20 protein-coding genes and 1 pseudogene are annotated in these 26,782 nt (G+C 42.5%); 9 read left to right on the plus strand and 12 right to left on the minus strand.

Annotation, left to right across the window (positions count from 1 at the left end; genetic code table 11):
- Positions 1-6: 6 nt before the first annotated feature.
- The 3 genes from AACS98_RS16340 to AACS98_RS16350 form a co-directional block, all read right to left on the minus strand.
- Entirely contained in the window at positions 7-501 is a 495-nt protein-coding gene (locus AACS98_RS16340; protein WP_066381719.1) for a hypothetical protein, read from the minus strand.
- 172 nt (positions 502-673) lie between these two features.
- Positions 674-1,837, minus strand: coding sequence for a helix-turn-helix domain-containing protein (locus tag AACS98_RS16345; RefSeq protein WP_066381720.1), 1,164 nt, complete (start codon positions 1,835-1,837; stop codon positions 674-676).
- Positions 1,838-2,914: 1,077 nt separating this feature from the next.
- Positions 2,915-3,244 carry a putative quinol monooxygenase gene (locus tag AACS98_RS16350; protein WP_066381721.1) on the minus strand — a complete coding sequence of 110 codons (330 nt, stop codon included), beginning with the start codon at positions 3,242-3,244 and terminating at the stop codon, positions 2,915-2,917.
- A gap of 910 nt (positions 3,245-4,154) precedes the next feature.
- Here AACS98_RS16350 and AACS98_RS16355 point away from each other — a divergent pair.
- Both AACS98_RS16355 and AACS98_RS16360 read left to right on the plus strand, forming a co-directional pair.
- Positions 4,155-7,469, plus strand: coding sequence for a PAS domain S-box protein (locus AACS98_RS16355; RefSeq protein WP_232317161.1), 3,315 nt, complete (start codon positions 4,155-4,157; stop codon positions 7,467-7,469).
- A 93-nt stretch (positions 7,470-7,562) separates the two neighbouring features.
- Complete coding sequence (locus AACS98_RS16360) at positions 7,563-7,793, plus strand: AbrB/MazE/SpoVT family DNA-binding domain-containing protein (protein ID WP_066381724.1); 231 nt, start codon at positions 7,563-7,565, stop codon at positions 7,791-7,793.
- On the opposite strand, the gene AACS98_RS16365 is transcribed toward AACS98_RS16360, so the two are convergent.
- From AACS98_RS16365 to nifJ, 3 genes are all read right to left on the minus strand, one after another.
- Complete coding sequence (locus tag AACS98_RS16365; protein ID WP_066381726.1) at positions 7,790-8,890, minus strand: ATP-dependent 6-phosphofructokinase; 1,101 nt, start codon at positions 8,888-8,890, stop codon at positions 7,790-7,792. The genes AACS98_RS16360 and AACS98_RS16365 overlap by 4 nt on opposite strands.
- Before the next feature lie 110 nt (positions 8,891-9,000).
- Positions 9,001-10,032 (minus strand): dihydroorotate dehydrogenase-like protein, encoded by a 1,032-nt coding sequence (locus AACS98_RS16370; protein ID WP_066381773.1) that lies wholly within the window; start codon positions 10,030-10,032, stop codon positions 9,001-9,003.
- A 94-nt stretch (positions 10,033-10,126) separates the two neighbouring features.
- The gene (nifJ, locus tag AACS98_RS16375) at positions 10,127-13,744 is read right to left on the minus strand and encodes a pyruvate:ferredoxin (flavodoxin) oxidoreductase (RefSeq protein ID WP_066381775.1); all 3,618 of its coding nucleotides are present in this window, start codon (positions 13,742-13,744) and stop codon (positions 10,127-10,129) included.
- 690 nt (positions 13,745-14,434) lie between these two features.
- On the opposite strand from nifJ, the gene AACS98_RS16380 reads away from it, so the two are divergent.
- The 3 genes from AACS98_RS16380 to AACS98_RS16390 all read left to right on the plus strand — a co-directional run bounded on the left by AACS98_RS16380 (position 14,435) and on the right by AACS98_RS16390 (position 15,454).
- Positions 14,435-14,686, plus strand: coding sequence for a hypothetical protein (locus tag AACS98_RS16380; protein ID WP_066381730.1), 252 nt, complete (start codon positions 14,435-14,437; stop codon positions 14,684-14,686).
- Between the two features lie 25 nt (positions 14,687-14,711).
- Positions 14,712-14,888 (plus strand): hypothetical protein, encoded by a 177-nt coding sequence (locus AACS98_RS16385; protein ID WP_197480084.1) that lies wholly within the window; start codon positions 14,712-14,714, stop codon positions 14,886-14,888.
- Positions 14,889-15,070: 182 nt separating this feature from the next.
- Positions 15,071-15,454 carry a beta-lactamase hydrolase domain-containing protein gene (locus tag AACS98_RS16390; RefSeq protein ID WP_066381732.1) on the plus strand — a complete coding sequence of 128 codons (384 nt, stop codon included), beginning with the start codon at positions 15,071-15,073 and terminating at the stop codon, positions 15,452-15,454.
- 59 nt (positions 15,455-15,513) lie between these two features.
- Here the strand turns inward: AACS98_RS16390 and coaE are convergent, their stop codons facing one another.
- Both coaE and AACS98_RS16400 read right to left on the minus strand, forming a co-directional pair.
- Positions 15,514-16,098, minus strand: coding sequence for a dephospho-CoA kinase (coaE, locus tag AACS98_RS16395; protein WP_066381734.1), 585 nt, complete (start codon positions 16,096-16,098; stop codon positions 15,514-15,516).
- Positions 16,098-18,662 (minus strand): hybrid sensor histidine kinase/response regulator, encoded by a 2,565-nt coding sequence (locus AACS98_RS16400; RefSeq protein WP_066381736.1) that lies wholly within the window; start codon positions 18,660-18,662, stop codon positions 16,098-16,100. Before AACS98_RS16400 ends, coaE begins: the two co-directional genes overlap by 1 nt.
- 305 nt (positions 18,663-18,967) lie before the next feature.
- On the opposite strand from AACS98_RS16400, the gene AACS98_RS16405 reads away from it, so the two are divergent.
- Together AACS98_RS16405 and AACS98_RS16410 are read left to right on the plus strand one after the other, a co-directional pair.
- The gene (locus tag AACS98_RS16405; RefSeq protein WP_066381737.1) at positions 18,968-19,567 is read left to right on the plus strand and encodes a Coq4 family protein; all 600 of its coding nucleotides are present in this window, start codon (positions 18,968-18,970) and stop codon (positions 19,565-19,567) included.
- A gap of 78 nt (positions 19,568-19,645) precedes the next feature.
- Complete coding sequence (locus tag AACS98_RS16410; protein ID WP_066381740.1) at positions 19,646-21,028, plus strand: cytochrome P450; 1,383 nt, start codon at positions 19,646-19,648, stop codon at positions 21,026-21,028.
- Positions 21,029-21,160: 132 nt separating this feature from the next.
- Here AACS98_RS16410 and AACS98_RS16415 read toward each other — a convergent pair whose 3' ends face one another.
- Positions 21,161-21,763 carry a hypothetical protein gene (locus AACS98_RS16415; protein ID WP_231866931.1) on the minus strand — a complete coding sequence of 201 codons (603 nt, stop codon included), beginning with the start codon at positions 21,761-21,763 and terminating at the stop codon, positions 21,161-21,163.
- A 285-nt stretch (positions 21,764-22,048) separates the two neighbouring features.
- On the opposite strand from AACS98_RS16415, the gene AACS98_RS16420 reads away from it, so the two are divergent.
- Entirely contained in the window at positions 22,049-23,227 is a 1,179-nt protein-coding gene (locus AACS98_RS16420) for a phosphoserine transaminase (protein ID WP_066381742.1), read from the plus strand.
- 107 nt (positions 23,228-23,334) lie between these two features.
- Here AACS98_RS16420 and AACS98_RS16425 read toward each other — a convergent pair whose 3' ends face one another.
- The 3 genes from AACS98_RS16425 to AACS98_RS16435 form a co-directional block, all read right to left on the minus strand.
- Positions 23,335-24,723, minus strand: coding sequence for an MBL fold metallo-hydrolase (locus AACS98_RS16425; RefSeq protein ID WP_066381779.1), 1,389 nt, complete (start codon positions 24,721-24,723; stop codon positions 23,335-23,337).
- A 171-nt stretch (positions 24,724-24,894) separates the two neighbouring features.
- Positions 24,895-25,248: a hypothetical protein gene (locus tag AACS98_RS16430; RefSeq protein WP_157087526.1), complete on the minus strand. Its 354-nt coding sequence runs from the start codon at positions 25,246-25,248 to the stop codon at positions 24,895-24,897.
- Positions 25,155-26,414 (minus strand): FAD-dependent hydroxylase, encoded by a 1,260-nt coding sequence (locus AACS98_RS16435; RefSeq protein WP_066381744.1) that lies wholly within the window; start codon positions 26,412-26,414, stop codon positions 25,155-25,157. Before AACS98_RS16435 ends, AACS98_RS16430 begins: the two co-directional genes overlap by 94 nt.
- Positions 26,415-26,524: 110 nt before the next feature.
- Between AACS98_RS16435 and AACS98_RS16440 the strand changes: the two are divergent.
- Positions 26,525-26,737, plus strand: a pseudogene (locus AACS98_RS16440) (DUF2887 domain-containing protein); the annotation flags it as partial.
- Positions 26,738-26,782: the final 45 nt, after the last annotated feature.

Here is a 26,782-nt window from a genome sequence, read left to right on the forward strand (position 1 = left end):
TGAATATTAAAGTTTTGATTTTCTCACTTTTTGTGATTTAGGAGTAGGGCGCATAGCTTCCCGCCCTAAGAGAAACATTCCCGCCACTCCCAAACTGACACACCAGACATATTCATACCAGTATTGACGAATCTGCTCAATGGTATTGAGGTTTGGGTGCAATGTGTGAACATACAGCAGCAACATCAGAAGCATTAACGCCCCAAAACCAACAAAGCTTAAACCTATAAGAATCCTTGCGGGTTTGAGTTCCCAGTCGCTAATTTGCTCTAAGTCAATATTTGAGAGTTCTTGCAAGGAGTTATCAGCCAAATTTGAGGCTACTTGCAAGCGATCGCTCAACTTTGGCGGTAAAATTGGTGTCAATGTCGCAACAGTGGGGCGACGGATGAAAGCTTCAGTATCACGCAACAATTCCAATGGTTTGCGTACTGTCACAGGTTGCATAAATTCCGTCTGATTTGGAGCATTTGAGACATTGGCTTTGCTTTCAACATCCATAGCACGCCTGAGAAGAAACGGGTTTATCAATAGCCTAGCGAATCACTCCCAACCTTGCAATCCGTAGTCATAGAATTGACCCTCCCTACATCATCAGATAGGGTACTGGGGATGAGGGACTCTTGACTGAGAAATAATTTCTTCCTCCGTTTTCTCCCCTTCCTCCCCTTCCCTACTCCCTCAAGATTATGTGTTTCTTCGAGTCAAAACTAATTAACCCTTGTTGTTGTAATTTGCCCATCAATCGTGTAATCGTGACTCTCGTAGTACCACAAGCACTAGCAATATCTTCATGAGTAAAGCGAACAGGTAAGCGAATTCCTTCAGCTACAGGTTCACCTACTTCTTGTTTCAAGAGTTGCAATAAATGATGTAGGCGTTCTTCTACTCGTCGTCTACCACAAATCACTAACAAAGATTCAGTTTGCCTTAACCTCTGATTGATTTTAGGTAATAAAATATGGCTGAGTATGGGAGTTACTGCCATCTCATTAGCATTAATTGATACGAGTTCTACATCTGATAGGGCTGTAGCTTGGTAGAGAGGTAAAGATGTCATACTAGAGCCAAACACCATTTGTGATGTTGCTAACCCGATGAGAACTTCTTCCCCAGCCTCACAAAAGGTACTAAGTTTGACTAAACCTTGGCGAACATACCAAATTACTAACGGGTGTAGGGGAATGTTTTCACCCTTAGTATATGTACAAATTGGGCGTTCTTGACTGAGGAATTGATCATTATTGACTAATCCTAAGTCTTGTTGCTGATGTTGATTAATATGACGCAGTAACCAACGTAAAGAGGTAGCCTTACCATGTTGATTACGAACTACCGTCACCTTCAAAGCTGCATCAAAAGATTCTCCATGATGTTGCTGTAGGCGCAACACTAACTCTCTAACTCTGTCAGACTCAAATAACTCGTTTAGTTCACTCCTAAAGCTTTCTCTTTCTTCCAGTCGGATAAAGTTCATTATCGATTTACCGACTAAGTTATACTTGGCAGCATTCAGCAACTTAGCGGCGGCTAGGTTAGTTTCTTGGATAATCCCTTCTAAATCAGTTACCAAATAGCCATCTGGTGCATACTCAAATAAATCATAGTAATGTAAACGTTCCGCTTCTAACAGATTCCTGGTTTTTAACAGTTGCTCGTTTTGTTGATATAGTTCTTCTGCGGCTAACTGCACCATTTTGGAGTTGCTATAGAGTTCTTTAAAAGCTTGGGGTAGCAAATCTGGTGGAATCCAAGGTAAAACGCTAGCAGTTTGGTATAAATCTGCTAGTTGTTTGTGTAATGCTTCTGCTCGTTGGATAAATTGTTCTATGTTCACTTTAGATTCTCACGAATTGCTTGCAGAGGTTACGGCAAAACTAACTCCATCAATCTTGAGAGGAAGTGCAACGAGCCTGAAGTTATCAATGGTAAAATGTGTATGCAATAAACTACAATTACCGCAACAATAAAGGCTCACAATATCTATCTCTACTGGGATTTAGCTGATTTTTCTATCTCAAACCAAACCACTAGCACAACCATTGGGATACTAAAAATGGACACACTAAAATTTGCAATTCCAGGGATATTCTTATATGTAGATATCAGCGTGGCATGGCATAAACCTAATTTATGATATTGACTGAAAAAAACCGGGAAAAGATATCATAAGGCTTATTGCTTGACATGACATCTATCTTTGGTAGTAAATTCACAAATTTGTGCAATTGCAGCAGTAAAAAGACAATGGTTCAGTAGATGATGCCAAGTTCCTGTTAAAATGGTCAATTAATTAAATTTTTGATTGCTCAAGAACCTAAACAGTTAATCGGGTGCGTCAGTAGGAAGACTTGGTTGGTATTTCCAGGTGTTCTCAGGCTGAAGCAGCCTCGACATGAAACTACACTCCATCACTGTGGTTAAGTATCACCATACTTTCACCAGAATAACTACCAGTAACTAGCCAGACTTCCACCACTGGCATCAAGTCACTATGACTTTATATATAGACTTTAATATAAGCTGTGATGTAGTGAGCAATACAATTGTTTGTTACTTAATCTATTTTCATTTTTGGCTGGATCATCCTTAGCCAAAAAGCCGAGTAATTGTCTTGTATTTTCGGCAAATTGTCCATACTTTTCCGCAGTAGTAATACTAGGGTTATAACTAAGTAGCTCAACTTAAAAAAAGGTAATAATCAGATACCCGACTTCTTTAAAAAGTCGGGGATCTATCCCATCATGATTTTATCTTTAATTATTTTGACCTATTTAAAAAGTCATTTATTATACATAGATTTGTTACATTTTTTATTGTCTACCTGAGAAACTCTAAACTATGACTGTCAAGTTCGCAATTCTGAGGTTTAGAGTTATCTCATCACTATCTGACTATATTCGCAGCTACTTGCTTACTCTTGTGTTGGTGCTGGCTGAATTTCACAAACCAGTTCGTATATAGTCGTTTGTGGTGGATGGGCAAATAAGGGCATCATCTGTTTTAAGATATTTTGGTAAGCCTCACTTTGATTGGCTGCCATATCTTCTACACTTTCCCAGAAAATAATCGATACGCCTTTATCTGTTCCTGGTTCTTGTAATAGGTATGCTTTCTTAAACCCTGTCTTATAGGTTGAAACAGCTTCTTCATAGAGTTGTTTGGCAACTTCAAATTGCCCTGGCTTGAATTCTCCAACCACTACATGAGCAAACTGATGTCTGAGAAAATCTTGAAAGTCCATATAAAATTTTACTCCGTATTTGCTTGTTGAGCATCTGTAATGCTAGCGGCAATATTGACAGATAAGTTCGGTGGTAAATACGTTTTCCCAGTTAGACTTCAGGCGTATTTACTGTATCTACCATACGACAAGCGGCAATAAATATGACACGTATCTGCGAAAAAATAATCAAAAATTAAGATTTAGTTGATTTAATTTGATATTTGTGTGGAAAAACTGGGAAATCAGATGATGAAGCTATTTGTTATCTGATTCATCTTCCTGAAGAAATATAAATTTACAGGCCAAATTATCAACTATTATCAATGCTATCTATAAGTATTTTTTTTCTTTGGGCAATTGGCAGATAAAATAGTTAATGGTAGAAAATTATCAATTGACAATCAAAATTTTGTCACCATTCTATATTTTCTGGGTTAAGTAATAAAAGTTAAATTTTTGTAAAAATCGTCACTTAAGCCTGCAAGAAAAACTCAAAATAATTAAATTTGGGAATGTTGTGACTGCTTGTCTGAGACCATGTTAGTGTCAGTTAGTTGACAGAATTTTAAAATACATCAATGATTCAGGCGATCGCTAGCTCAAAAAAAATAATCTGATAAATTTCAACTCAAGTAGATCCGTAAAAGCATCAAATACGATAATCTCTTTAAAGTAGGAGGTTATCTATTTCTAGATTGACAAGAGAATAATTAGCAACAGTGCCTAAATAGTAATAGCATCCCCGACTGTATCTATGTGGCGCATCAACTAGGCTATCGGCCTAATGATAGCGATATCACAATGTATCTCAAAACTGTTATGAAATGTAATCATCTGACAGCAAGCTGATTAAAGTACCATTAGCTTACTGCCTGTTTCGCTTACTCGTCATGTTGTCAATAGGATAATGAAAATTGACGAATTAACTATGCAATTCAACGAGCGGCTCATCGACTTACCTCTTCCGCATCATGTAATCAACCGTTGTCCATTGACGATTAGCTCTGATAGCTATGTAGTCGATGCCATCAGCTTAATGAATCCACAAACAAGTACAAGTTGGCCTTTGACTCACCTCAACTCGCGCCATTGGCATTTACAAAACACCAATTATGTTTTAGTTGTAGACGCAGGACAGTTAGTAGGCATCTTCACAGCGCAGGATATAGTGAAACTGGCGGCATCAAAAATCAATTTCTGTGAAGTGACAATGACGCAAGTGATGACACAGCCAGTAATCACGAGGAAACTGTCACAGTGCCATAATTTTTTCAGCATCTTGTCGTTATTTCAGGATTATCAGCTTGAGCATTTGCCAATTTTGGACGATGACGGGGAACTGCTAGGAGTGATCACCACAACCGGCTTGTTACAAGCATTGAATCAGTCACAGATGGTGAGCATGATTGAAGGCAGAGAACAAGAGCAACAACAACTCAATCAGCAAAGCTACAAATCGGGACACTGCTCCAGTCAAAAGAATTTTCCACTAGAAGAACAAACGGCAGCATTAGAATTATCCTATCAGCGTTTGCAACAAGAAATCAACGAGCGTCAAAGAGCCGAGGAAGCATTACTAGAGAGCGAGACAAAATTTCGCCATTTTGCCGAAAACCACCAAGCAGTAATTTGGATAGAACGCAATCACTCTAGAGAATTATTATATGTAAACCCAGCTTACGAAAAAATTTGGGGACGCTCTTGTGAAAGTCTACACAGTCATCCTGAGTCTTGGTTGGAAGCTGTACACCCAGAGGATCGCGATCGCCTTCTGGCAGCGATCGCCACTCACGCCCAAGCTACCAATATAGAATACCGCATTTTCCGCCCTGATGGCTCAATGCGTTGGATTTGGGAGCGCAATTTTCCCATCCGTAACGAGTCAGGCACGATTTACTGTTATGCGGGCATGGCTGAAGATATCACAGGGCGCAAGCAAGCAGAAGAAGCCCTACGCCAAAGCGAGGAAAGATTGAGTTTAGCTCTGAAATCCGCCTGTATGGGTCTATTTGACTGGAATCTCTTGACTAATGATGCTATTTGGTCTGCCAATATGGGGCCACTCTATGGTTTACCGGCAGCAACTCTGTGTCCGAGTCAGGAAGACTTTATCAATCTATTACATCCTGAAGACAGACAATCTTTCATTCGGGCTGTGCAGCAGAGTATTGAGCAACAGCAAGAATTTGCGCTTGAATATCGCGTTGTTTGTCCTGATGGTAGCATCCACTGGTTAAGCAGCAAAGCTGTAACTTACTGTGACCAACTCGGTAAGCCGATGAGAATGGTAGGGACAACTAGAGATATCAGCGAACGCAAACAAGCAGAAATTGCCTTACAAGAAAGTGAAGAACGTTATCGTTCTGTAGTTACAGCCATGCAAGAGGGCGTAGTGCTACATGATCATCATGGGAGAATCATCGCTTGTAATGCCAGTGCGGAGAGGATTTTGGGATTATCTCAAGATCAGATATTAGGGCGTGCGTGTTGTGATGCTGCTTGGCATACCACTTATGAAGACGGTTCTGCCTTTCCTGGTGAACAGCATCCCGCGATGGTGACATTACGTACAGGCAAACCCTGCACAAATGTAGTGATGGGAGTCTGCAAACCCAACGGACAACTTAGCTGGATTTCAATTAATTCTCAGCCGCTATTGCGGGAACAGGAAACCAGTCCTTATGCAGTGGTGGCTTCCTTTTCTGATATTACCGAGCGTAAACAAGCTGAACAAAAAATCCACGAACAAGCTGCCCTACTCGACATTGCTACCGATGGGATTTTTGTCAAAGACTTACAACATCAGATTTCATTCTGGAATCAAGGAGCCGAGCGTCTCTATGGTTGGTTAGCCGAGGAGGTGATAGGCAAAAAATCCCAGGATTTATTATCTTCAGAACCAATGTCTCCCATTCATCAAGAAGCGATGAAGATTGTCATTGCGACTGGGGTGTGGCATGGTGAATTGCAGAAAGTGACTAAATCCGGCAAAGATATGATTGTGGAAAGCCGTTGGACATTGATGCGCGACGCAGCCGGCAAACCTAAATCAATTTTGATTGTAGATACCGACATCACCCAAAAAAAACAACTCGAAGAGCAGTTTTTCCGGGCGCAACGGTTAGAAAGTTTAGGCACACTAGCTGGTGGAATTGCCCATGATTTAAATAATATTTTGACTCCGATTGTGGCATCGGCTCAACTACTCAAAACTAGAATTCAGAAAAATCCAGAGCGATCGCAACAACTGATCGAGATTGTGGAAAACAACGCCAAACGCGGAGCCGCCTTAGTCAAGCAAGTGTTATCCTTTGCGCGGGGATTTAAAGGAGAACGCACCATCGTACAACTCAAACACCTGATTGCTGACATTATCTTAATTGGTAAACAGACTTTCCCTAAATCTATTGAATTTACCACTAATTTATCATCAGACCTCTGGGCTGTTTCTGGAGATATCACCCAATTACATCAAGTTTTAATGAACTTGGTAGTTAATGCCCGTGATGCCATGCCACAGGGCGGTAGAATTACCATCACGGCGGAAAATGTGTTTATTGATGAGGCTTATGCCAGCATGAATCTGAATGCCAAAGTCGGGCATTACATTTTAGTAAAAGTTATAGATACAGGTGTGGGGATGCCGCCCCAAGTATTAGATCGAATTTTTGAACCATTCTTTACGACTAAAGAAGTAGGTACTGGTACTGGATTAGGTTTGGCGACTGTATTAGGGATTACCAAAAGCCACGGCGGTTTTATGACTGTATTGAGCAAAGTGAGTCAAGGTAGTCAATTTCAGCTGTTCTTGCCAGCAGTACAAGCAATGCCAGATTTAACCACAGACGAGTTAGAAATACCGCAAGGCAACAGAGAATTGATTTTAGTTGTGGATGATGAACCCCAAATCTGTGAAATTGTTCAGATGATCCTAGAGAGTCACAACTATAGAATTATCACAGCTTGTAATGGCATTGAGGCGATCGCACTTTATGCCCAACACAAGCATCAAATTAGTGTCGTCCTCATGGATTTAATGATGCCAGAAATGGATGGAACTACTGCCATTCGCACTATGCAAAGAATGAACTGTAACGTGCAGATTATTGCTTCTAGCGGCATCAGTTCCACGGAAGGCTTAACAAAAGCATCTGAGATGGGTGTGCAGCAAGTTCTGCCCAAACCTTTCACGGCTAAAGAGTTGTTATATACCTTGCACAATACACTCGGAGGCAGGAATTAGGAAACAGGGCATTAGGCATCGATGCACTGAGGCTGCTGCCCGAATTAGCTAAAATACTAGCAATATCAATATTTTTTCTGCTTGGTAACAGAGATGGAAATTACTAAATTGTCTGATGAAGGACGAGTCATGATTCCTGAAGAATTACGCAAATCTCACGGTTGGGAAGTTGGCCAGGAACTAATAGTAATTGCAATTGGTGATGGGATTCTTTTAAAACCCAGAAAAACTTTTCCTGAAACCACTTTGGATGATGTTGCAGGTTGTTTGCAGTATCAAGGCAGTCCCAAGACTCTTGAAGATATGAATAATGCTATTTTTTAACTTTTCTCGCCTACATAAATCCCCAAAGAACGCGCACTCTGTACTAAATAGCCATGCGGATCTACGTGTAAGGGACTTTGGGCTACAGCTTCTTGAATGGGAACAGAGACAACTTGGCCATTTTGCCAAGCTAGCATTTGACCATACTTATCTTGAGCGATTAAATCAACGGCTGCTTTCCCAAAAACTGTGGCTGTCAAACGGTCTAATGCTGATGGTATCCCACCACGCTGAATATGTCCTAAAACAGAAACTCTGGTATCAATCATATCACGACTGCAAAAAGCAATTTGTTCGGCGATATATTGACCTTTGCCGCATTTGGGGGTGGGGAGAGAAGCGGTAGCACTATCTGTTTTGATTTCCTTGTTGCCTAAATTGCACATATCGTCTACGCACAATTTTGCACCTTCGGCAACTACAATTATCCCAAATTTGCGCCGCCAGCGATCGCGCAATTCTGCTAGATGTTGACATAATCCCTTGATTGTGTATTCTAGTTCTGGGATTAAAATTACATCTGCACCCCCAGCGATTCCGGCGTGGAGTGCTAAATGCCCGGCGGAGCGTCCCATGACTTCCACAACCATGACGCGATCGTGACTAGCGGCGGTAAAGGTGAGACGATTTAAAGCATCAACAATCGTATTCACAGCCGTATCAAAGCCAATGGCTCGTTCCGTCAGGGCGACATCATTATCTATAGTTTTGGGAATAGCAACTAAATTCCAATTACCTTTTTGCGCCAGTTGATTGATAATGCCTAAACTCCCATCACCACCAATGGCAATCAACCCATCCAAACCTAACGCCTCATAACTGGCGAGCATTTCATCTACACGACTTAAGGTATCGCCCTTATTAATCGTGCCGAGAATTGTGCCGCCCATATTCAGCAGGGGATCGATACCGCGCAAATCCCAACCGTGACAATTGAGAGCGATCGTTTGACGCTCCAATAAACCTTGAGTAGCGTAGGGAATACCTAATACTTCCCAATCATAAGTAAGTGTAGCATGGCTGACAACGGCTCGAATCACACAATTGAGTCCCGGACAGTCGCCGCCACTGGTAAGAATGCCAATTCGTTTACGCATAAAAATTAGGGAGTAGGGAGTGGGGAGGCAGGGGAGGCAGGGGAGGCAGGGGAGGCAGGGGAGGCGGAGGGGAAAAATCCAGTCCCTTCCAATCCCCAGTCCCCAATCCCTCATCCGTGATAATGAGAAGGTTCGTAAACTCGCCCCCATTCTGGTTTATATGTTTGCAATGCTCGCATATATTGAGCGCGTTCAAAGGCTGTGGGGTTAGGACAGTTTTTCTGGCTCATGCTGCCTTGCATCTGTTGTACAGATTCATATTCGTGTTTTTCCATCCATTGAAGCATTTCTTTTTCTATACATCGCAGATGATTGATTCCATGTCGTAATAACACAGAACACAGCATGGTGATATTTGCGCCAGCCATCAGCATCTTTAACACATCATGGGCGTTGTGAATGCCACTGGTAGCGGCTAAGTTAGCATTGATCTGACCGTATAAAATCGCAATCCAGCGTAACGGTAAACGCATGGCTTGGGGTGTACTTAACAATACATGGGGTTCTACTTCTAGGTGTTCTAAGTTAATATCTGGCTGGTAAAAGCGGTTAAATAGCACTAAGGCATCAGCACCAGCATGATCTAAACGCTGCGCCATGTTGGCCATGTTGGTAAAATAAGGACTGAGCTTGATTGATACAGGAATAGAAACCGAGGCTTTCACTGTCCTCACCATATTGATATAGCTCTGCTCTATCTGCTCACCTGTGATGTCTGGGTTGGTTTGCACAGAGTAAATATTTAATTCTAAGGCAGCTGCTCCAGCTTGTTCGGTCATTCTGGCGTAGTCAGTCCAGCCATCTAGTGACACACCGTTAAGACTGGCAATAATGGGAATTTTAACCTTTTGTTTGGCTTTGTAAATCAAATCTAGATATTCGTCGGGGCCAAGGCGGAAATTTTCCGGTTCGGGGAAGTAGCTCAAAGACTCAGGAAAGCTTTCGGTTCCATAGGTAAGATGATGATGCAGTTCGTAACTTTCCATGCTCAACTGTTCTTCAAACAGGGAAGGCAGGACAATCGCACCCGCACCGGCATCTTCCATCCACACAATGTTATCAATGTCTCCCGTCAGGGGCGATGCTGAAGGCACCAGTGGCGATCGCAATTTCATCCCCATATAATTTGTGCTTAAATCCATATTGCTATAATCCTTTGTATCTAAATAGACATACATATTAGGCAGTTTAGGAGTGTAGGATTGAGGTCTTGACAACCCGGACACTCCTGAATCCTCATACCCCTAAACCTGGAGAATGCGAGATATCTTTCCCGTTCTTCTCTGATTTATTGCTAGTACCATTTGCTACTTGTCGCGCCGCTAAATATTGGTACATTTGCCAGCGCAAATGCACATCATTTTGCGCTTCTTGCAGCAATTCTTGAGCAACTTCTGGGTTAATTTTTGTTAACATCTTGAAGCGGTTTTCTCGATACATTGACTCTTCTACAGGTAATCTGGGTGTACGTGAGTCAAGTTGTAGGGGATTTTTACCTTGCTTCACTAGGTCGGGATGATAGCGATACAATAACCATCTACCAGAATCAACGGCGGCTTTTTGATTCTGCATGGCTGTACTGATGTTGATGCCGTGGGCTATACAATGGCTGTAAGCAATAATAATGGAAGGGCCATCATAAGCTTCAGCTTCTAAAAAGGCTTTGAGGGTATGTTCATCTTTTGCACCCATCGCTACACTCGCCACGTAAACATTACCGTAAGTCATGGCGATTAAACCCAAGTCTTTTTTCGTCGCCGGTTTACCGCCAGCCGCGAATTTAGCTACCGCCCCCTTGGGTGTAGATTTGGACATTTGTCCGCCTGTGTTAGAATACACTTCTGTGTCTAACACGAGAATATTCACGTTGCGACCACTGGCTATGACATGATCTAATCCGCCAAAACCGATATCATAAGCCCAACCGTCACCGCCGATAATCCAGACGCTCTTTTTCACGAGATAATCAGCCAGACTTAAGAGTTGTTGGGCTTTGGGGTGTTCGTTGGCGATGGCTGCTAACCGTTGTTTGAGTAGCTGCACGCGATCGCGCTGTTCCCAAATCTCCGCCTCTCCTGTTTGCTGATTATTCAGGATATCTGCAACTAATTCTGTACCTACCTGATTCGCCAACTTTTGTAATAATTGAACAGCGAACTCGGTTTGTTTATCAATAGAAATACGGAAGCCCAAACCAAACTCGGCGTTATCTTCAAACAAGCTATTAGACCAAGCAGGGCCGCGTCCTTCGGCGTTGTGTGTCCAGGGGGTGGTGGGTAAATTGCCGCCATAGATGGAAGAACAACCTGTGGCATTGGCAACAATCATGCGATCGCCAAACAATTGTGTGGCTAACTTAATATAGGGTGTCTCACCACAACCCGCACAAGCCCCAGAGAATTCAAACAACGGTTCTTGCATCTGCTGCTGATTAATATGATTCAGCTTCAAGTCGCGTCTGTCAGGGTTAGGCATACTCAAGAAGAAATCCCAATTTTCCCTCTCGGCTTCCCTTAACGGCAATTGGGCTGCCATATTAATCGCCTTATTGCGTGGTTGAGCCTTATTCTTCGCCGGACAGACATCAACGCAGATACCGCAACCAGTACAGTCTTCGGCTGCTACTTGGATAGTGAATTTCAAATCATGCCAATCATGATCTTTAGCATTCGCACTCTTAAAAGTCGGTGGTGCATTTTCTAATAATTCTGGTTCGTAAACCTTACTGCGAATCACACTGTGCGGACACACCATCACACACTTACCGCATTGAATGCAGACATCAGGATCCCAAACCGGAATTTCTTGGGCAATATTGCGTTTTTCCCATTTCGCCGTACCTGTGGGATATGTGCCATCAACGGGTAAAGCACTCACAGGTAACTCATCCCCCGCACGGGCGATAATTTTACCCAGAACATCGCGGACGAATGGAGGGGCAGTTTCGGGAATTGGGGATTGGGGACTCTTGGCTCTTGACTGGGAAGATTCGGCTGTGATTTCTAGTTGGTATAAGTTTTCCAAGGTGGTATCAACCGCTTGGATATTCATTTGGACGATTTGTTCGCCTTTTTTGCCGTAGGTTTTGCGGATAGATTTCTTAATTTCTGCAATCGCTTCTTCCCTGGGCAGTACACCAGACAAAGCAAAGAAACAGACTTGCATGACTGTGTTAATTCTGTTTGCCATCCCCGCTTCACGGGCTACTTTGTAGGCGTTAATGGCATAAACTTTTAGCTGTTTCTCCTGAATTTGGGCTTTGATGGCATCCGGTAGTTGTTGCCAGACTTGTTCTCTGTCGTAGGGAGCATTGATTAAGAATGTCCCTCCTGGTACAATGTCTTTCAGGATGGGGAAGTTTTCTAAAAATTCCCACTGATGGCAAGCGACAAAGTTGGCTTTGGTGATTAAGTATGTAGAACGGATGGGTTGAGAACCAAAGCGCAGATGTGAAACAGTTACAGAACCAGATTTTTTCGAGTCGTAAACAAAGTAGCCTTGGGCGTAATTGTTGGTTTCTTCGCCAATAATTTTAATTGAATTTTTATTCGCGCCGACTGTCCCATCAGAACCTAAGCCGTAAAATATAGCTCTGACTATATTATCCGGTTCGATGCTGAAATTAGGGTCATAATCTAAGCTGGTGTGGGTGACATCATCATTGATGCCGATGGTGAAATGATTTTTGGGTGTCGTTTGGGCTAAGTTATCAAAAATGCCCTTCACCATTGCCGGTGTAAATTCTTTCGATGACAAACCATAACGCCCACCAACTACTTTGGGTAAGGTGTCACCCATTTCCTCATGTAAGGCTGTCACCACATCCAAATACAACGGTTCACCCGATGCGCCTGGTTCTTTAGTCCGATCTAAAACGGCGATGCTGCGAGTCGTGGGGGGTAAGGCGGCGAGAAATCTTTGGTTATCAAAGGGGCGATATAAACGCACTTTCACTACACCCACTTTTGCGCCTTGGGCGTTGAGATAGTCTACTGTTTCATGGACTGTCTCGCAACCAGAACTCATGAGGACAATCACCTTTTCGGCGGCGGGGTGTCCGTGATATTCAAATAATTGATATTGTCTGCCTGTGAGTTGGGCGAATTCGTCCATCACTTTTTGGGTGATGTCTGGACAAGCTAGATAATAAGGGTTGACGGTTTCTCTGGCTTGGAAATAGACATCAGGGTTTTGGGCTGTACCACGTAACACGGGCTTATCTGGAGTGAGGGCGCGTGAACGATGGGCAATGACTAATTCATCAGGAATGAATGCTTGTAAGTCTGCGTCTGTTAAGATTTCAACTTTATTAACTTCGTGGGAGGTACGAAAACCGTCAAAAAAGTGTAGGAAAGGTATACGTGATTCTAAGGAGGCTTTTGTGGAAATTAAGCCGAAATCATGGGCTTCTTGCACAGAAGCGGCGCATAACATCCCAAAACCAGTACCACGGCAAGCCATGACATCACTATGATCTCCGAAAATTGACAGGGCTTGAGCCGCGAGCGATCGCGCCGCAATATGAAATACTGTAGGTGTAAGTTCACCGGCAATTTTATACATATTCGGGATCATCAACAATAATCCCTGAGATGCGGTGAAAGTGGTGGTTAGTGAGCCAGTTTGCAAAGCCCCATGTACTGCACCAGCAACTCCGCCTTCACTCTGCATCTGTACTACTGTCGGTACAGTACCCCAAATGTTGGGTTTGTCTTCACTAGCCCAAGCATCCGCCCATTCTGCCATCGGGGAAGAAGGCGTAATTGGATAAATGGCAATGACTTCATTGAGTCGATACACAACTTTAGCCACAGCCTCATTACCGTCTATCGTGGCAAAGTTTCTCTTGTTCATCTTGTTGTCGTTTAAGAGTTGCTGAACTCTGTCGGGAAATTGGGGAATGGGGTGTGGGGAATAGGGAATAGGGTTTTTCATCTTCTGCTTGTGTAATTTTTTCAGATAGAAACGTGATTAATCTTGTGTGTACACAATTCGGATGTATGAGATATTCCATTTAGAAGTTAAAAGGAAAATTTGAGGAACTTGTGAGGAGAATATCCCAGATGTCTAGAAAATGACTGTAAGTAGTCGGTAGAGAAAATTTTTTTTAGCTGCTGTGCTAGCTGGCAACACTCCTCACTCTTGAGTAAAAAATCCTAGCTTTTAACCTCAGCTTCCTTAAGCTGACATCTTCCGAAAGGAAAAAATTTTGTCCTGTAGACCATTTCCTCACAACTTCCTCAAATTCTTCTTATAAGTTTAAAAGTGTAGAAAGTGCCAGCATGAGTTGGACAATCTCAATAGCTGGCTTCACGCTAACAACGGCTACAACTATCTCTGGTACAACATCTGTCTGGGTATTGCCGTACTTGTGAGCAGATGTGTTTACAGGGAGATATTTTTGTAGTTAAAAAGTTGTAGAAGTCAGCTATGAACATCCAACACCGCTACTGGGTTCATCAACAAGCGATGCTGGCTTTATCTTACTATTATTTTTGACCTATCAATATCTATACCTTTTAGCATTTTCTACCCATATATTCTATGTCATATCAAAAATCTGCAAAAAAAATCATAGTAGCAATCAGCCATTTTTTTAATCAACCGCTTTTTGCTAGGGAAACAGTGTTAAATCCGGTAAAATTTTGGCATATTTACCAAAATCAACAAATGTTAGAGGAGTGCTGGCAATATGACATCATTCAATCTCTAGAAGAATGTTGGCATCTGCCAGAAAATCAGTTATTAAATAACTGCTTGCCATCAGAAAACGATTCGCAATCAATCATTGTTTAAAATCATTTTCACTGGAGCCAAATTTATGAATACTACCCATAGCTTCCGCCAAAAAATGCAGCAATTCCAAAACTCAGGTATGCAAGTCATTAACTATATTTCAGGTGCAGTTGCCAGAATTTTTGGTGTGCGAGATGATGACTATCCGGCAACCGGATTTCAACCTTATGAGGGTGAACCTGCAAAAAAACAAGATTTTTGAATATCTATCAGCAACCACTTTGGTTACTGACAGGAAAACTTGGTGGTGAGAGTTCAGGAGATAGAAAAATTAAAATTTCTGCAATCATTATGACTAGCCTTGTGTGCGTGCTAATTCCTCCTGAGTTCTTACTATTTGAGTTATCTGTAAACCTGTTGACTCAATATTAGCAAGGTGGTGATATGGATATCATCCGCAAAATTAACAATGAATTAGCCATTACCGGGCAAATTACGCCAGAGCAATTTTCACAAATTATTGCTGATGGTTATAAGTCTGTACTTAACCTGCGATCGCCTGATGAATCCAATTTATTAGATGATGAAAAAGACAAGCTAGAATTATTAGGATTTTTCTATATCAATTTTCCTACCAAGGTTGAAGATATTAACCATCAAACTACACTCGAAGTGTTAAAGATTATCCATGAATTACCTAAACCTGCCTTGATTCATTGTGATAATGCTATTCGTTCAGCAGTTATCGCTATGTTATACATTGCCACTAAACAAGGTATTACCTTTGACAAAGCAATTGAACTAACTGCTAATTTAGGTTTAATATAATTTAATATTTGGATTTGCAGGTTTTTTCATTAAATAAAATTTGATAAATGCTTTAGTAATCAATTTTTTATGGCGATGTCTATCTGTTTTAATAGTGCTTCTAAGGTGCTGGAGTTGTCTAATACAACATCGGCGCGGGCGGCTTTTTCTGCGAGGGATAATTGGCTATTGATGCGGGATGCGGCTTGTGCTGTGGTTAGATGATTGCGCTTGATTAATCTTTGCAATTGTTGGGATTCTGAACAAGTCACTACCCAAATTTCTGTAACTAAGTTAGTCATCTGTGCTTCAAATAGTAAAGGGATGACTAAGACTAGAGTTGGTGCCGACGATTCAGACATGGCCTTGAGCAAGCGATCGCGCACATAGGGATGTATGATATTCTCTAACCACAGGCGTTCTGCTGGTTGATTAAAGATAATTTCCCCTAGTTGTTGGCGGTTGAGGCTACCATCGGGGAGTAATATTTCTTCACCATAACGACGAGCGATCGCATCTAAAATAGGAGAACCTAAAGATACTGCATCCCTAGCATAAATATCAGCATCTAAAATCGGTAAATCATAAGCACTAGCTAAATAATTAGCTACAGTAGTTTTGCCTGTAGCAATTCCCCCAGTTAAGCCGATGATGCGTTGAGTCATTAGTTATGAGTGATTTTTCTCTGTGCTAACTTAGTAATCAAGGATAGCAGCAGATGAGAATTGATTGGTTTGGCAAGATGAAATTGAAAACCAGCCGCAAGGGCTTGGTGTTTATCCTTGTCACTAGCGTAGGCAGTCAGGGCGATCGCTGGCATTTCTCGCTTAAATGGAGATGATAGGGAACGAATCTTTTTAATTAAGCTATAACCATTCATTTGTGGCATGCCAATATCGCTCACCAAAACATCAAAATGCGACTGAGAAAGAGCCTCAAGGGCAGCCGTCGCCGAAGATACCGCCGTCACTAAACCACCTTCTTCTTCTAAGAGAAAAGTAATCAACTCTAGATTATCAATCTCATCGTCCACCACCAACACACGCACATTCTCTAAATCAAAACCTGGATTTTCTCCCAAAGAAGAAGACACCGGAGTAGCAGCAGCAACCAAAGGCAACCCAACAGTAAAAGTTGCCCCCTTTCCCTCTCCCAGACTGTCAACGGTGACTGTACCACCATGCGCTTCTACAACTTGCCGCACGATAGCTAATCCTAAGCCTAACCCACCAAATCGGCGAGTGGTGGAGCTATCTTGTTGTTTGAACAACTCAAACACATGAGGCAGGAACTCAGGCTGGATGCCTTTACCAGTATCACTCACTTGGATGTGAGCATGACAACCAACTGGAGTTAATTGCACAGTCACCTGTCCGCCTTCTGGTGTAAACTTAATCGCATTTGACAGCAGATTCCATACTACCTGTTGCAGTCTGCCAGCATCACCCATCACCTGCCCCACATTGGGAGCAAGTGACACCATTAGCTGAATTGATTTTGCTTCTAACGCTAACTGTACCGTTTCTATAGCCGCCTTGATGGGAGTTTCTAAGGCAACTAAAGCAAAATTCATAGACAGTTTACCGCGCATGATTCGGGAAATATCCAGCAAATCATCAATTAGTTGTACCTGTTGTTGAGCATTGCGCTCAATAGTAGCTAGTCCTTGCTGAAACTTTTCGGGATGAAGTCGAGTAGTTTGCAGCAGTTTTGCCCAGCCCAAAATCGGATTTAGGGGTGTTCGCAATTCATGGGAGAGAACCGCTAAAAACTCATCTTTCATCCGGTTAGCGGTTTCGGCTGCTTCCCTGGCAGCTTGTTCACGTTCTAGCAACAGTTCTCGCTCGGTTTCGGCTGCTTTTTGGGCGGTAATGTCAGTATTTGTACCAAACCAACGCAACACCTTACCCTGCTCATCACGCACAGGAATAGCTCGTGACAAAAACCAGCGATATTGTCCATCATGACTTCGTAGGGGAAATGTATCTTCCCAAGTTTCGCCAGTAGCAAAGCAATGGCGAATTTTCTCCACCACTCGCTCCACGTGTTCAGGGTGATGTACTTTTTGCCAGCCCCAGCCTTCCATTGCCGCCAATGTTGTACCAGTGTAATCAAACCAGCGTCGGCTGTACCAAAAAATCCAACCGTTCTCATCTGCCATCCAGGCGAGTTGGGGGATATTATCAGCTAAAGTCCGAAACCGTTCCTCACTTTCTCGCAGGGCTGCCTCTGTCTGTTTGCGTTTAGTCAAATCAATCACAAAGCTTACTCCTTGGCTTTGAGAATCAACAAACATCGCACCGCCCAAGAGAACAGGGATACGAGTACCATCCTTGCGAATATATTCTTTTTCCAAAACGTCACAGGTGGATTGTTGCATTTTCTGCAACGAATCATTACTCCAAGTGATTTGTTCTACAGGAGTGAGCGATCGCCAGTTTAATCTACCCGCTTGTAAATCTTCGCGCGTATAGCCCACCATATTCAAAAAAGCATCATTGGCATCTAAAACTGATCCGTCTAAATCCCAAAACATCACACCGATTAAATTCAGTTTGACTAACTGTCTGAGCCGAGCATTACTTTGATCCAAAGCCTTTTCAGCTTGTTTGCTGTCAGTAATATCGAATGCAGTGCCAAAAAACCCGACTGCCCGCCTAGACGCTCCCTCACCGGTAAATTGGGCTTTTCCATTCGCCGACAGCCATCGCTCAGTTCCGTCAGACCACAGAATTCGGTAGTCTAGTTCGTAACTACCCGAAGACTGAGGATTAAGAGCCGCATTCATCGCTTGGGTTACGGATGCTCTGTCATCAGGATGTATGCGCGCCATCACCCTTGACAGGGGAATCATCACGGTGTCATCCGGCTCACCCCAAATCTCGCGCATCCGCCCATCGATTTCTACAATCTCTGTGCTGGGGTTGTAACGCCAAGTTCCCAACCGAGCCACCTGAATCGCCAATCTTGCCCGCTCCTCGCTTTCCTGTAATGCTTGCTCATGATGAGAAGCATCAACATTACTATCGCTTTTGCCAATATCAACGCTCACAGAATTAGGCTGTAAGCTGCGGGCGTAGCGTTCGATAACTTCAGAACAGGAAATACCATGTTCTGAAGCTTGCTGTTCTAGGATTTGCCAAGCAGTTTTAGTTAAAGATAGCCTAAATGCTTGCTTTGGTTCTGAGTCCCAAGCCTGAATAAATCTGCCTTTGTGATCACGTTTCATTAGATATTACCCGTATGGCCATACGGCTTGATCAATTAAACGTGATTAATGTGTTCGTAAAAACATCCCGAAGATAGATTCAGCTTTCTTCGGATATGATATGAGATTTAGCAGGAGCAATTAGCACCCAGAGCAAACTTCTCTGAATTTCACCACAAATGAGTGCATAACTAACCACGCCCAGAGAGATAACTATTCAAGCTCAATAAAAACCGATATCCATCAGCGTTATGTGCTGGCGTGGTTGAACAAGCAAGCAGCCGCCGCAGTTGAAGTCAAAGTAAAATTTGAGGTAGCAACTGATCATGCTCAAACAATTACAAAAAATCAAGGCTCTTGTGGCTGCTAAAAAATCCGGCAACCTTGGTGATTTCGCTATTCTTAAGTCTGATTTACTTGGTGCTAAAGTTGCACCGGAAACCGCCGCTAAATTACAACCGTTAGCAGGATATCATCCCCCGATTGATTTAGAACAATTAAGTCAATATCCTCCTGGTACATTCGGTCGAGAATATGCCAATTATATGCAAGCCAACCATCTCCAACCACTCAATGTTAGCCCAGAATTAGAGGATGTGGCGAGGCGCAACGTCTTTGCTTTACGCTACGTTGTCACCCATGATATTTTTCATATTTTACTTGGCTTTGATACTAGCTACGCTGGAGAAATTGGTGTATTAGCTTTTGCTGCGGAGCAGAACTATAGTAAGTCACTCAAAATTAGTGTCAAAATAGCTAAATGGCTTTATCCTTTACTTGCTCCCCAACAAACAAAATTGATTTTCGCTAACCTGAAAAAAGGTGAAAAAATCGGCAGAAGAGCCGGTTTTATGTTAAATTATCGCTTTGAAGAACACTGGCAAGAACCTCTAGAGAAATTAAAAAATAGTCTAGGATTGGTATAATTTCCGACTGTTATACTAATTCAAGATTGTGTTGTTTCCTAAAAAAATGTGGAAAAATGAAAATTAGGAGCATTACTGATGATTACCGTTGAAGAAAATCCCACTCATCAAAATATCCCTAAATTACCAGTTAAAGCAGCGATACCTCGATGGCTGCAAACTTGGAGAGGTATTATTAATCCGTTATATTACCTCGAAAAATTATACCAGGATTATGGGGATATATTTATCTCGGAGTTTAGTAGTTTTCCTGCACAAATAATTATTAGTAATCCCCAAGCAATTCAAGAACTATTTACTGCTGATGCTCAACTATTTGATTCAGGTACAGGTAATGATGTAATTCAACCGTTAGTAGGGGCTAACTCGTTGATTTTATTGGATGGCGATCGCCATCTCAAACAGCGTAAACTATTAATGCCTCCTTTCCACGGTGAACGGATGCGGGCTTATGGTGAATTAATCCGTGAAATTACTCAGCAAGTCACCAGCAAATGGCATCTTAAACAGCCATTTGTCGCCCGTTCCAGTATGCAGGATATTTCTCTGCAAGTGATTTTAAAGTCTGTGTTTGGGTTAAAGGAAGGTGAACGTTACCAGCAAATCAGGCACGTTTTAGTGGAGATGTTGGATACTTTTAACAACCCTTTGAGTGTGGTTTTCTTATTTTTCAAATCTTTGCAACGGGACTTAGGTTCTTGGACACCTTGGGGGAGATTTGTACGCCGCAGAAAGCAACTTGATCAATTACTTTATCAGGAAATTAATGAACGTCGTACTCAAGTTGAGACTCAAGGCGAAGATATTTTGAGTTTGTTATTGTCTGCGCGTGACGAAAATGGGCAACCCATGACAGATGTTGAGTTACGCGACGAGTTAATGACTATGCTATTTGCTGGTCATGAAACTACAGCGATCGCCTTATCTTGGGCATTATATTGGGTTCATTCTGTCCCAGAAGTCCGCGAAAAATTACTGCAAGAACTCAACTCTATTGATATAGCCAATGCAGAACCCACAACAATTACCCAATTACCTTATTTAAATGCTGTTTGCTCAGAAACCTTAAGAATTTATCCGGTAGCTTTCTTTACTTTTACCCGGATTCTCAAAGCACCGATGAAATTAATGGGTTATGATTTATCCCAAGGTATGAGAATTTCACCTTGTATTTATTTAACTCATCATCGCCCAGATATTTATCCTGAGCCAGAAAAGTTTAAACCAGAACGCTTTTTAGAACGTCAGTTTTCTCCCTATGAATTTTTACCCTTTGGTGGGGGAAATCGTCGCTGTTTAGGCATGGCGTTTGCTCTGTTTGAAATGAAGTTAGTCTTAGCAACCATTCTCTCAAATTACTCCTTGGAATTGCTAGATAAAGTTCCTCTTAAACCTGTGCGTCGTGGTATAGTTTTCGCGCCTAATGGTGGTGTAAATTTGATGGTGAAAGATAAATATTGAATAATTGAGAAAAATTTCCCCCCTTAAAAAGGGGGGTAAGGGGGGATCAGATTAAAACTTGATACTTAAGAGACATCCTCTTAATTTTGAATTTTGAATTTTGAATTTTGAATTCGCAGCGCAGCGACGTGACTACCATGTTTCAGCCCAATAGACAACTTCCGAGGCTGAAGTGTCAATGGCTACGCCGTAACTATTTCCGTTATTCCAGTTAAAGCCAGGTTGACCTTGATCTTCGGCATTCAATACTAATATTTCATAGGAATTGGGAAAAGCTGCCGCATCTTCCGAGTTACTGGTATAGAAAAAAGTTGTCGGTACACCATTGGGTAAATTAGCATGGTCGTTAGTATCACCGCCTCGGTATTGGCGTTGTGCGACTTTTCTATATTGTGTCAGTAGTTTTTGAATTTGTTCTGGGGATTTTCTCACCCTAGCTTGAAAGAAACTACCTGCTTGCATTACCCCTGGAGAGTAAGCAATCCGCACTATCTCACTGTCAGTAGAAATACCAGAGGGAAAATGCTGAATTGTTTTCTGATTAGACCAGAGTTGATAACGAATGTCTTGATAGCGGGAGATGTCAGTAACTATTTGGGGCTGGCTGTTGATAACAGCTTTTTTGAGAAAGTAACTGCCGATAACAATACCAACGCTGCCTAGAGAGCAGAAAACTATCATGGTAAATTTGACTAATAAGTGCGATCGCTTCATAGGGTTGGGTAGCTCTAACATCTATAGCCACATACCCAACTACTAAACTAAAATCCTCATCTTGTGGACACGTAAGTAAATATATTGATAAAAACTTTGTGTAACTGCGGAAAATACGGGTTAATTATAAAATTATGATGAAGAAGGCAGGGGGCAGGGTGAGAAAAACTAATGACTAATGACCAATGACCAATGACTAATAACTAATGACTAATGACCAATACTGACTTTTGCAACTATGCCCCACATATCCTGTAATGTAGTATCTACACTACTATTTATTATTTAAGCCTACTAGCTGGAACAATGTCAGAGCATCTTACACCCCCAACTAATAAGCCTCACGTTCCTCATTTTTCTTCCGGCCCTTGTGCAAAACACCCAGGCTGGTCTGTTTCCAATTTGCAAAACGCCTGTTTAGGTCGTTCCCATCGGTCTGAAGATGGCAAAGCTAAACTATCAGAAGTTATTGAACGCTCTAAAAAAATTCTTGGTCTTCCTGATGACTATCGTTTAGGTATTGTTCCCGCTTCTGATACTGGTGCTGTAGAAATGGCATTATGGTCACTGCTGGGACAAAGACCCCTAGATATTTTAGCCTGGGAAAGTTTTGGTCAAGAATGGGTTAAAGATGTCGTAGATGAATTAAAATTGCCTGATGTGCGGTTGATGAAAGCACCTTATGGCAGTTTGCCTAACTTAGAAGAAGTTGATTTTAGCCATGATGTAGTGTTTTTGTGGAATGGTACTACATCCGGCGTGAGAGTTCCCAATGGTGACTGGATTAAAGACGATCGCCAAGGATTGACTATCTGTGATGCTACATCAGCCGTGTTTGCAATGGATATTCCTTGGGAAAAAATCGATGTCCTTACCTATTCTTGGCAAAAAGTTTTAGGTGGAGAAGCACAGCATGGTGTAATTGTTCTGTCACCCCGCGCTGTGGAACGTTTGGAAAGCTATAAACCAGCTTGGCCTATACCCAAAATCTTCCGCCTCACCCAAAAAGGTAAGCTGATTGAAGGCGTTTTTAAGGGAGATACCATCAACACCCCATCAATGTTGTGTGTAGAAGATGCCTTAGATGCGTTAATTTGGGCAGAAAGTATTGGTGGGCTTCCTGGCTTAATTAGCCGCAGTGAAGCTAACCTAGCGGCGATTACCAAATGGGTTGAGCAAAGCAGTTGGGCTGCGTTTTTGGCAGAAAAACCAGAAAATCGCTCTTGTACTTCCATTTGCTTAAAAATTGTCGATGCTGATTTTACTAGCTTGAGTGCGGAAGACCAAGCGAAATTCGCCAAGAAGATAGCGAAACTGTTGGAAAAACAACAGGTAGCTTATGATATTGCTCCTTATCGGGCTGCACCTCCCGGACTGCGGATTTGGGGAGGCGCGACGGTAGAATCTACAGATACGGAAGCCTTACTTCCTTGGTTAGATTGGGCATACGCCACAGTTAAAGCTGAGTTTGCACCTGTGGCTTAAGAATTGGGCATGGGGCAACGAAGCGGAATGTGGGCAGGGGCAAGGGGCAAGGGGGAGAAGACTTTCCCCTTTTCTCTGTGCTTCCCTGCCCCCCTGCTTCAAGCACACTAACCTGCCACTGGTAGCCCGGCAGCTTTCCAAGCCATCCATGAGCCGGGAATGTTGATCACTTTCTCAAAACCGTGTTTTTGCAGGAGGCTGGCAGCAATTGAGGCACGGTAGCCACTACCGCAGTAGGTGGCGATCGCTTGATTTTTATCCAGTTCATCTAGATGTTCTTCTAGATGGGGTACATAGATATGTTTAGCACCAGGCACTTGACCATGTTGAAATTCATCATCGCTACGTACATCTAAAACGGTAACATTTGGGTCTTGTTTATGGGCGTTTAATTCCTGAACTGTCCACTCACCCAACTGCTGTAGTGGTAAGCCGGCATTCTGCCAACTGGTCATGCCATTATGTAGGTATCCCCCTAAGTTGTCGTAACCAAGGCGGAATAACTGCTCTGTGACTAATTTGACATCCCGTTGACTTTCTATTACCAGTAACAGTTTCTTGTCTGACTCAATCATCCAACCTACCCAGTTAGGAAACTCAGGGCGTAAAGCAATGTTAATAGCCCCTGGAATATGTCCGCCACCAAAGGCGAGAATGGAACGGGTATCAATGATGATGGTGTTTTCATCCTGCATCATCTGCTGAAATTCTTGGGGTGATAGGGGTTGCAGAGTTGGTACGCATCCCATCACTTCTGCACCTTGAGCGTTAAGTTGTTTCAGGCGAGAATAAAATTTTGGTGGTTCGGGCATTCCTTTCAATATCCACTCGACAAACTCGGTTTCGCTGCGTTGTTGTAATGCGGGGTTAAAAACTTTCTCGTTACCGATGGTACTTTGTCTGCGATCGCCTATGGATTTACCACAGGATGAACCAGCACCATGACAGGGATAAATTTCTAGGCGATCGCCTAATGGTACAAGTTTGTCGAAAATTGAATGATAAAGTTGTGTTGCCTGTTTTTTCTCAGTACCACCACCTACTAAATCCGGTCTACCAACATCTAAATTAAATAAAGTGTCGCCAGTAAATATCCCAAATGGTTGATCACCTTGCTTGCTATCAAAAATCAAGAAACAAAGGTGTTCCAACGTATGTCCGGGTGTGTGCAATGCCTGTAAAGTCACACTGCCAATTTTTAATTTGTCGCCTTCATTCAACTGTCGCAACTCGAATTGATAAGCATCACTCTTACCTCCGTAAATCGGCGCACCCGTCCGCGCCTGGAGTTCGTGAGTACCAGAGACAAAATCTGCATGAATGTGAGTTTCGATAATGTGGGTAATTCTCACGCCCAAATCCCGCGCTTTTTGCAGATAAATCTCTACGTCACGGCGCGGATCAATCACGGCTGCTAAACCTGCCTTATCATCTCCAACAAGGTAGGATAAGTGTGCTAACCCTTCGACGTTTATTTGCTCTAGAACTAAAGCCATAGTAATGTTACCTGTGACTGCAATTAACAAATCACTTTGAACCTACTCTGGCAGTCCTCAAATCTTCAACATCAAGAAGACATAATTTTGTTATTGACTCATACCGTTTCTTGATCAAGCACTGTAGAGACGTTGCATGCAACGTCTCTACATCATTTATTTGGTGCAACTTCATAGCTGACATCTTGCACCAGTTGCTTTATTGCGATTACGGGGCGGCGATGCACTCCTAAAAATTCGCTCAAAAGATAGATTTTTACGTTGTTGGCTGTGCATCGCCCTACGGTTATTGAGAATGGTGCAAGATATGAGATAGAGAATTGGTATCAGGCGTGTTGAGAAATATATCGTTAGGAAAATATGAGCGATCGCACTTCTACCAAGCGGTGAAATGCGATCGCTCTTAAATCTGCTTTTAATTGCGAATTGCTTTAACGCCTTGCTAGTTCTGGTGTTCGTCCCTTTAACCCAATCATCAATTTGAGCATAAAGACTTTCAGCAGGGGTACACGCTTTAAAAACCATAAACCCAAACGGCGAACTAGCACCACAGGCAAGAATTTATTAGAAAACATCCGATCTAACAAGTCTGTGAACCCTAAAATGGTGAGGTTTTCGCGCTTGCGCCAACGTTCATAACGTTTGAGTACCTGGAGTTTACCAATATCTTCACCGTCTTGATGGGCGGTTTGGATGATTTGCGCTAAGGCTGCTGCGTCTCGAATACCTAAATTTAAACCTTGTCCACCCACAGGATGACAATTATGTGCCGCATCTCCCAATAATGCCAAGCGGTGTAGGGCATAACGATCGCTCTGCATTAACTGTACCTGAAAAATAAAGCGATCGCCTAGCAATTCTAACTTACCCATTTGCTCACCATAGCGGCGAGTGAGTTCTTGTAAAAATTCCTCATCACTTAAAGCACACAAAGCTTTGGCTTCTTCATGGGGGGCTGTCCACACGATGCGGCAACGATTCCCCGGTAAAGGTAAAATCGCAAAGGGGCCACTTGGCCAAAATTTTTCGTATGCTGTGTCATTGTGGGGTTTTTCTGGTTTGACAAAAGCCACAATGCAAGACTGCCAATATTTCCAGCCATGAGTTTTGATTCCCGCCGCTTGCCGAATAGGCGATCGCGAACCATCGGCAGCTACAATTAATTTACTCCGAACTACGTTGATTTGCTCGGCAATCTTGACTTCTATGACTACTTGATCCTGCTGATACTGTGTACTTACCACTTGCGCCGGACAAAGATAAGTTACATTTGGGCAATTCTGCACAAATTCCTGTAAAGGTTGCAACAAAGCTTGGTGTTCCGCCACATAACCCAACTCTGCTGTCCCTAAATCGTTGGTTTTAAACTCCACCACATCAGGATAATCTGCATCAGACAACCGGACTTGGCGGTATTTAGCAATCTGAGGTAAAATTTTGTCCCAGATGCCAATACCTTGGTAAATTAGGGCTGAGAGGATATGGACTGCGTAGGCTTGTCCTTTAGCAACTGCGGCTGATGTAACTTTCGCCTCAATTAATAGTATACTCAAGCCCGAATCTTTTAAAGCGGCGGCGAGAGTTAAGCCGACAATTCCACCACCGACAATTACCAAATCATAATCATATTTCCGCAATTGTGGCGGTGATGCTTGCGGGGAAATAGTTTGATTAAGCTGCGTTATCGCCATTGTTAAGAGAAATTAAGCCATGATAATTCTTATTTTGACGCGATCGCCCCTTCTAGGGCAAGGTAAAAGGGAACAGGGAACAGGGAACGGGGAACAGGGACTGTGTATATTTAAATGAATTAACTGAAACCGAAAATACTTCAATAGGAGTTGGGATTGTACAGCTGATTGTCGAAAGCGAAAATAGAACAACCACAAAAGCTAGACAGTTAATTGAGCAAACCCAACAGCAGTTAACCGACTCACTCACCCAACAACAAGTTATAGAATTTATTGAGACTGTAGTAATCTACAAGTTTCGTGAACTACCTACATCGCCCTAGCGGGTCGATGTAGGCTTCTGGCACATTTTTAATGTTTCCAGAACT

This window comes from Anabaena sp. CA = ATCC 33047, assembly GCF_963870205.1.
Lineage (GTDB): Bacteria > Cyanobacteriota > Cyanobacteriia > Cyanobacteriales > Nostocaceae > Trichormus.

Coding starts and splice junctions, on each gene's coding strand:
- AACS98_RS16410 (WP_066381740.1), top strand. CDS start 19,646: ATGATTACCGTTGAAGAAAATCCCACTCATCAAAATATCCCTAAATTA.
- AACS98_RS16350 (WP_066381721.1), bottom strand. CDS start 3,244: ATGGACTTTCAAGATTTTCTCAGACATCAGTTTGCTCATGTAGTGGTT.
- nifJ (WP_066381775.1), bottom strand. CDS start 13,744: ATGAACAAGAGAAACTTTGCCACGATAGACGGTAATGAGGCTGTGGCT.
- AACS98_RS16415 (WP_231866931.1), bottom strand. CDS start 21,763: ATGTTAGAGCTACCCAACCCTATGAAGCGATCGCACTTATTAGTCAAA.
- AACS98_RS16355 (WP_232317161.1), top strand. CDS start 4,155: ATGCAATTCAACGAGCGGCTCATCGACTTACCTCTTCCGCATCATGTA.
- AACS98_RS16380 (WP_066381730.1), top strand. CDS start 14,435: ATGTCATATCAAAAATCTGCAAAAAAAATCATAGTAGCAATCAGCCAT.
- AACS98_RS16385 (WP_197480084.1), top strand. CDS start 14,712: ATGAATACTACCCATAGCTTCCGCCAAAAAATGCAGCAATTCCAAAAC.
- AACS98_RS16360 (WP_066381724.1), top strand. CDS start 7,563: ATGGAAATTACTAAATTGTCTGATGAAGGACGAGTCATGATTCCTGAA.
- AACS98_RS16365 (WP_066381726.1), bottom strand. CDS start 8,890: ATGCGTAAACGAATTGGCATTCTTACCAGTGGCGGCGACTGTCCGGGA.
- AACS98_RS16405 (WP_066381737.1), top strand. CDS start 18,968: ATGCTCAAACAATTACAAAAAATCAAGGCTCTTGTGGCTGCTAAAAAA.
- AACS98_RS16400 (WP_066381736.1), bottom strand. CDS start 18,662: ATGAAACGTGATCACAAAGGCAGATTTATTCAGGCTTGGGACTCAGAA.
- AACS98_RS16390 (WP_066381732.1), top strand. CDS start 15,071: ATGGATATCATCCGCAAAATTAACAATGAATTAGCCATTACCGGGCAA.
- AACS98_RS16425 (WP_066381779.1), bottom strand. CDS start 24,723: ATGGCTTTAGTTCTAGAGCAAATAAACGTCGAAGGGTTAGCACACTTA.
- AACS98_RS16435 (WP_066381744.1), bottom strand. CDS start 26,414: ATGGCGATAACGCAGCTTAATCAAACTATTTCCCCGCAAGCATCACCG.
- AACS98_RS16340 (WP_066381719.1), bottom strand. CDS start 501: ATGGATGTTGAAAGCAAAGCCAATGTCTCAAATGCTCCAAATCAGACG.
- AACS98_RS16430 (WP_157087526.1), bottom strand. CDS start 25,248: ATGGTTTTTAAAGCGTGTACCCCTGCTGAAAGTCTTTATGCTCAAATT.
- AACS98_RS16370 (WP_066381773.1), bottom strand. CDS start 10,032: ATGGATTTAAGCACAAATTATATGGGGATGAAATTGCGATCGCCACTG.
- coaE (WP_066381734.1), bottom strand. CDS start 16,098: ATGACTCAACGCATCATCGGCTTAACTGGGGGAATTGCTACAGGCAAA.
- AACS98_RS16420 (WP_066381742.1), top strand. CDS start 22,049: ATGTCAGAGCATCTTACACCCCCAACTAATAAGCCTCACGTTCCTCAT.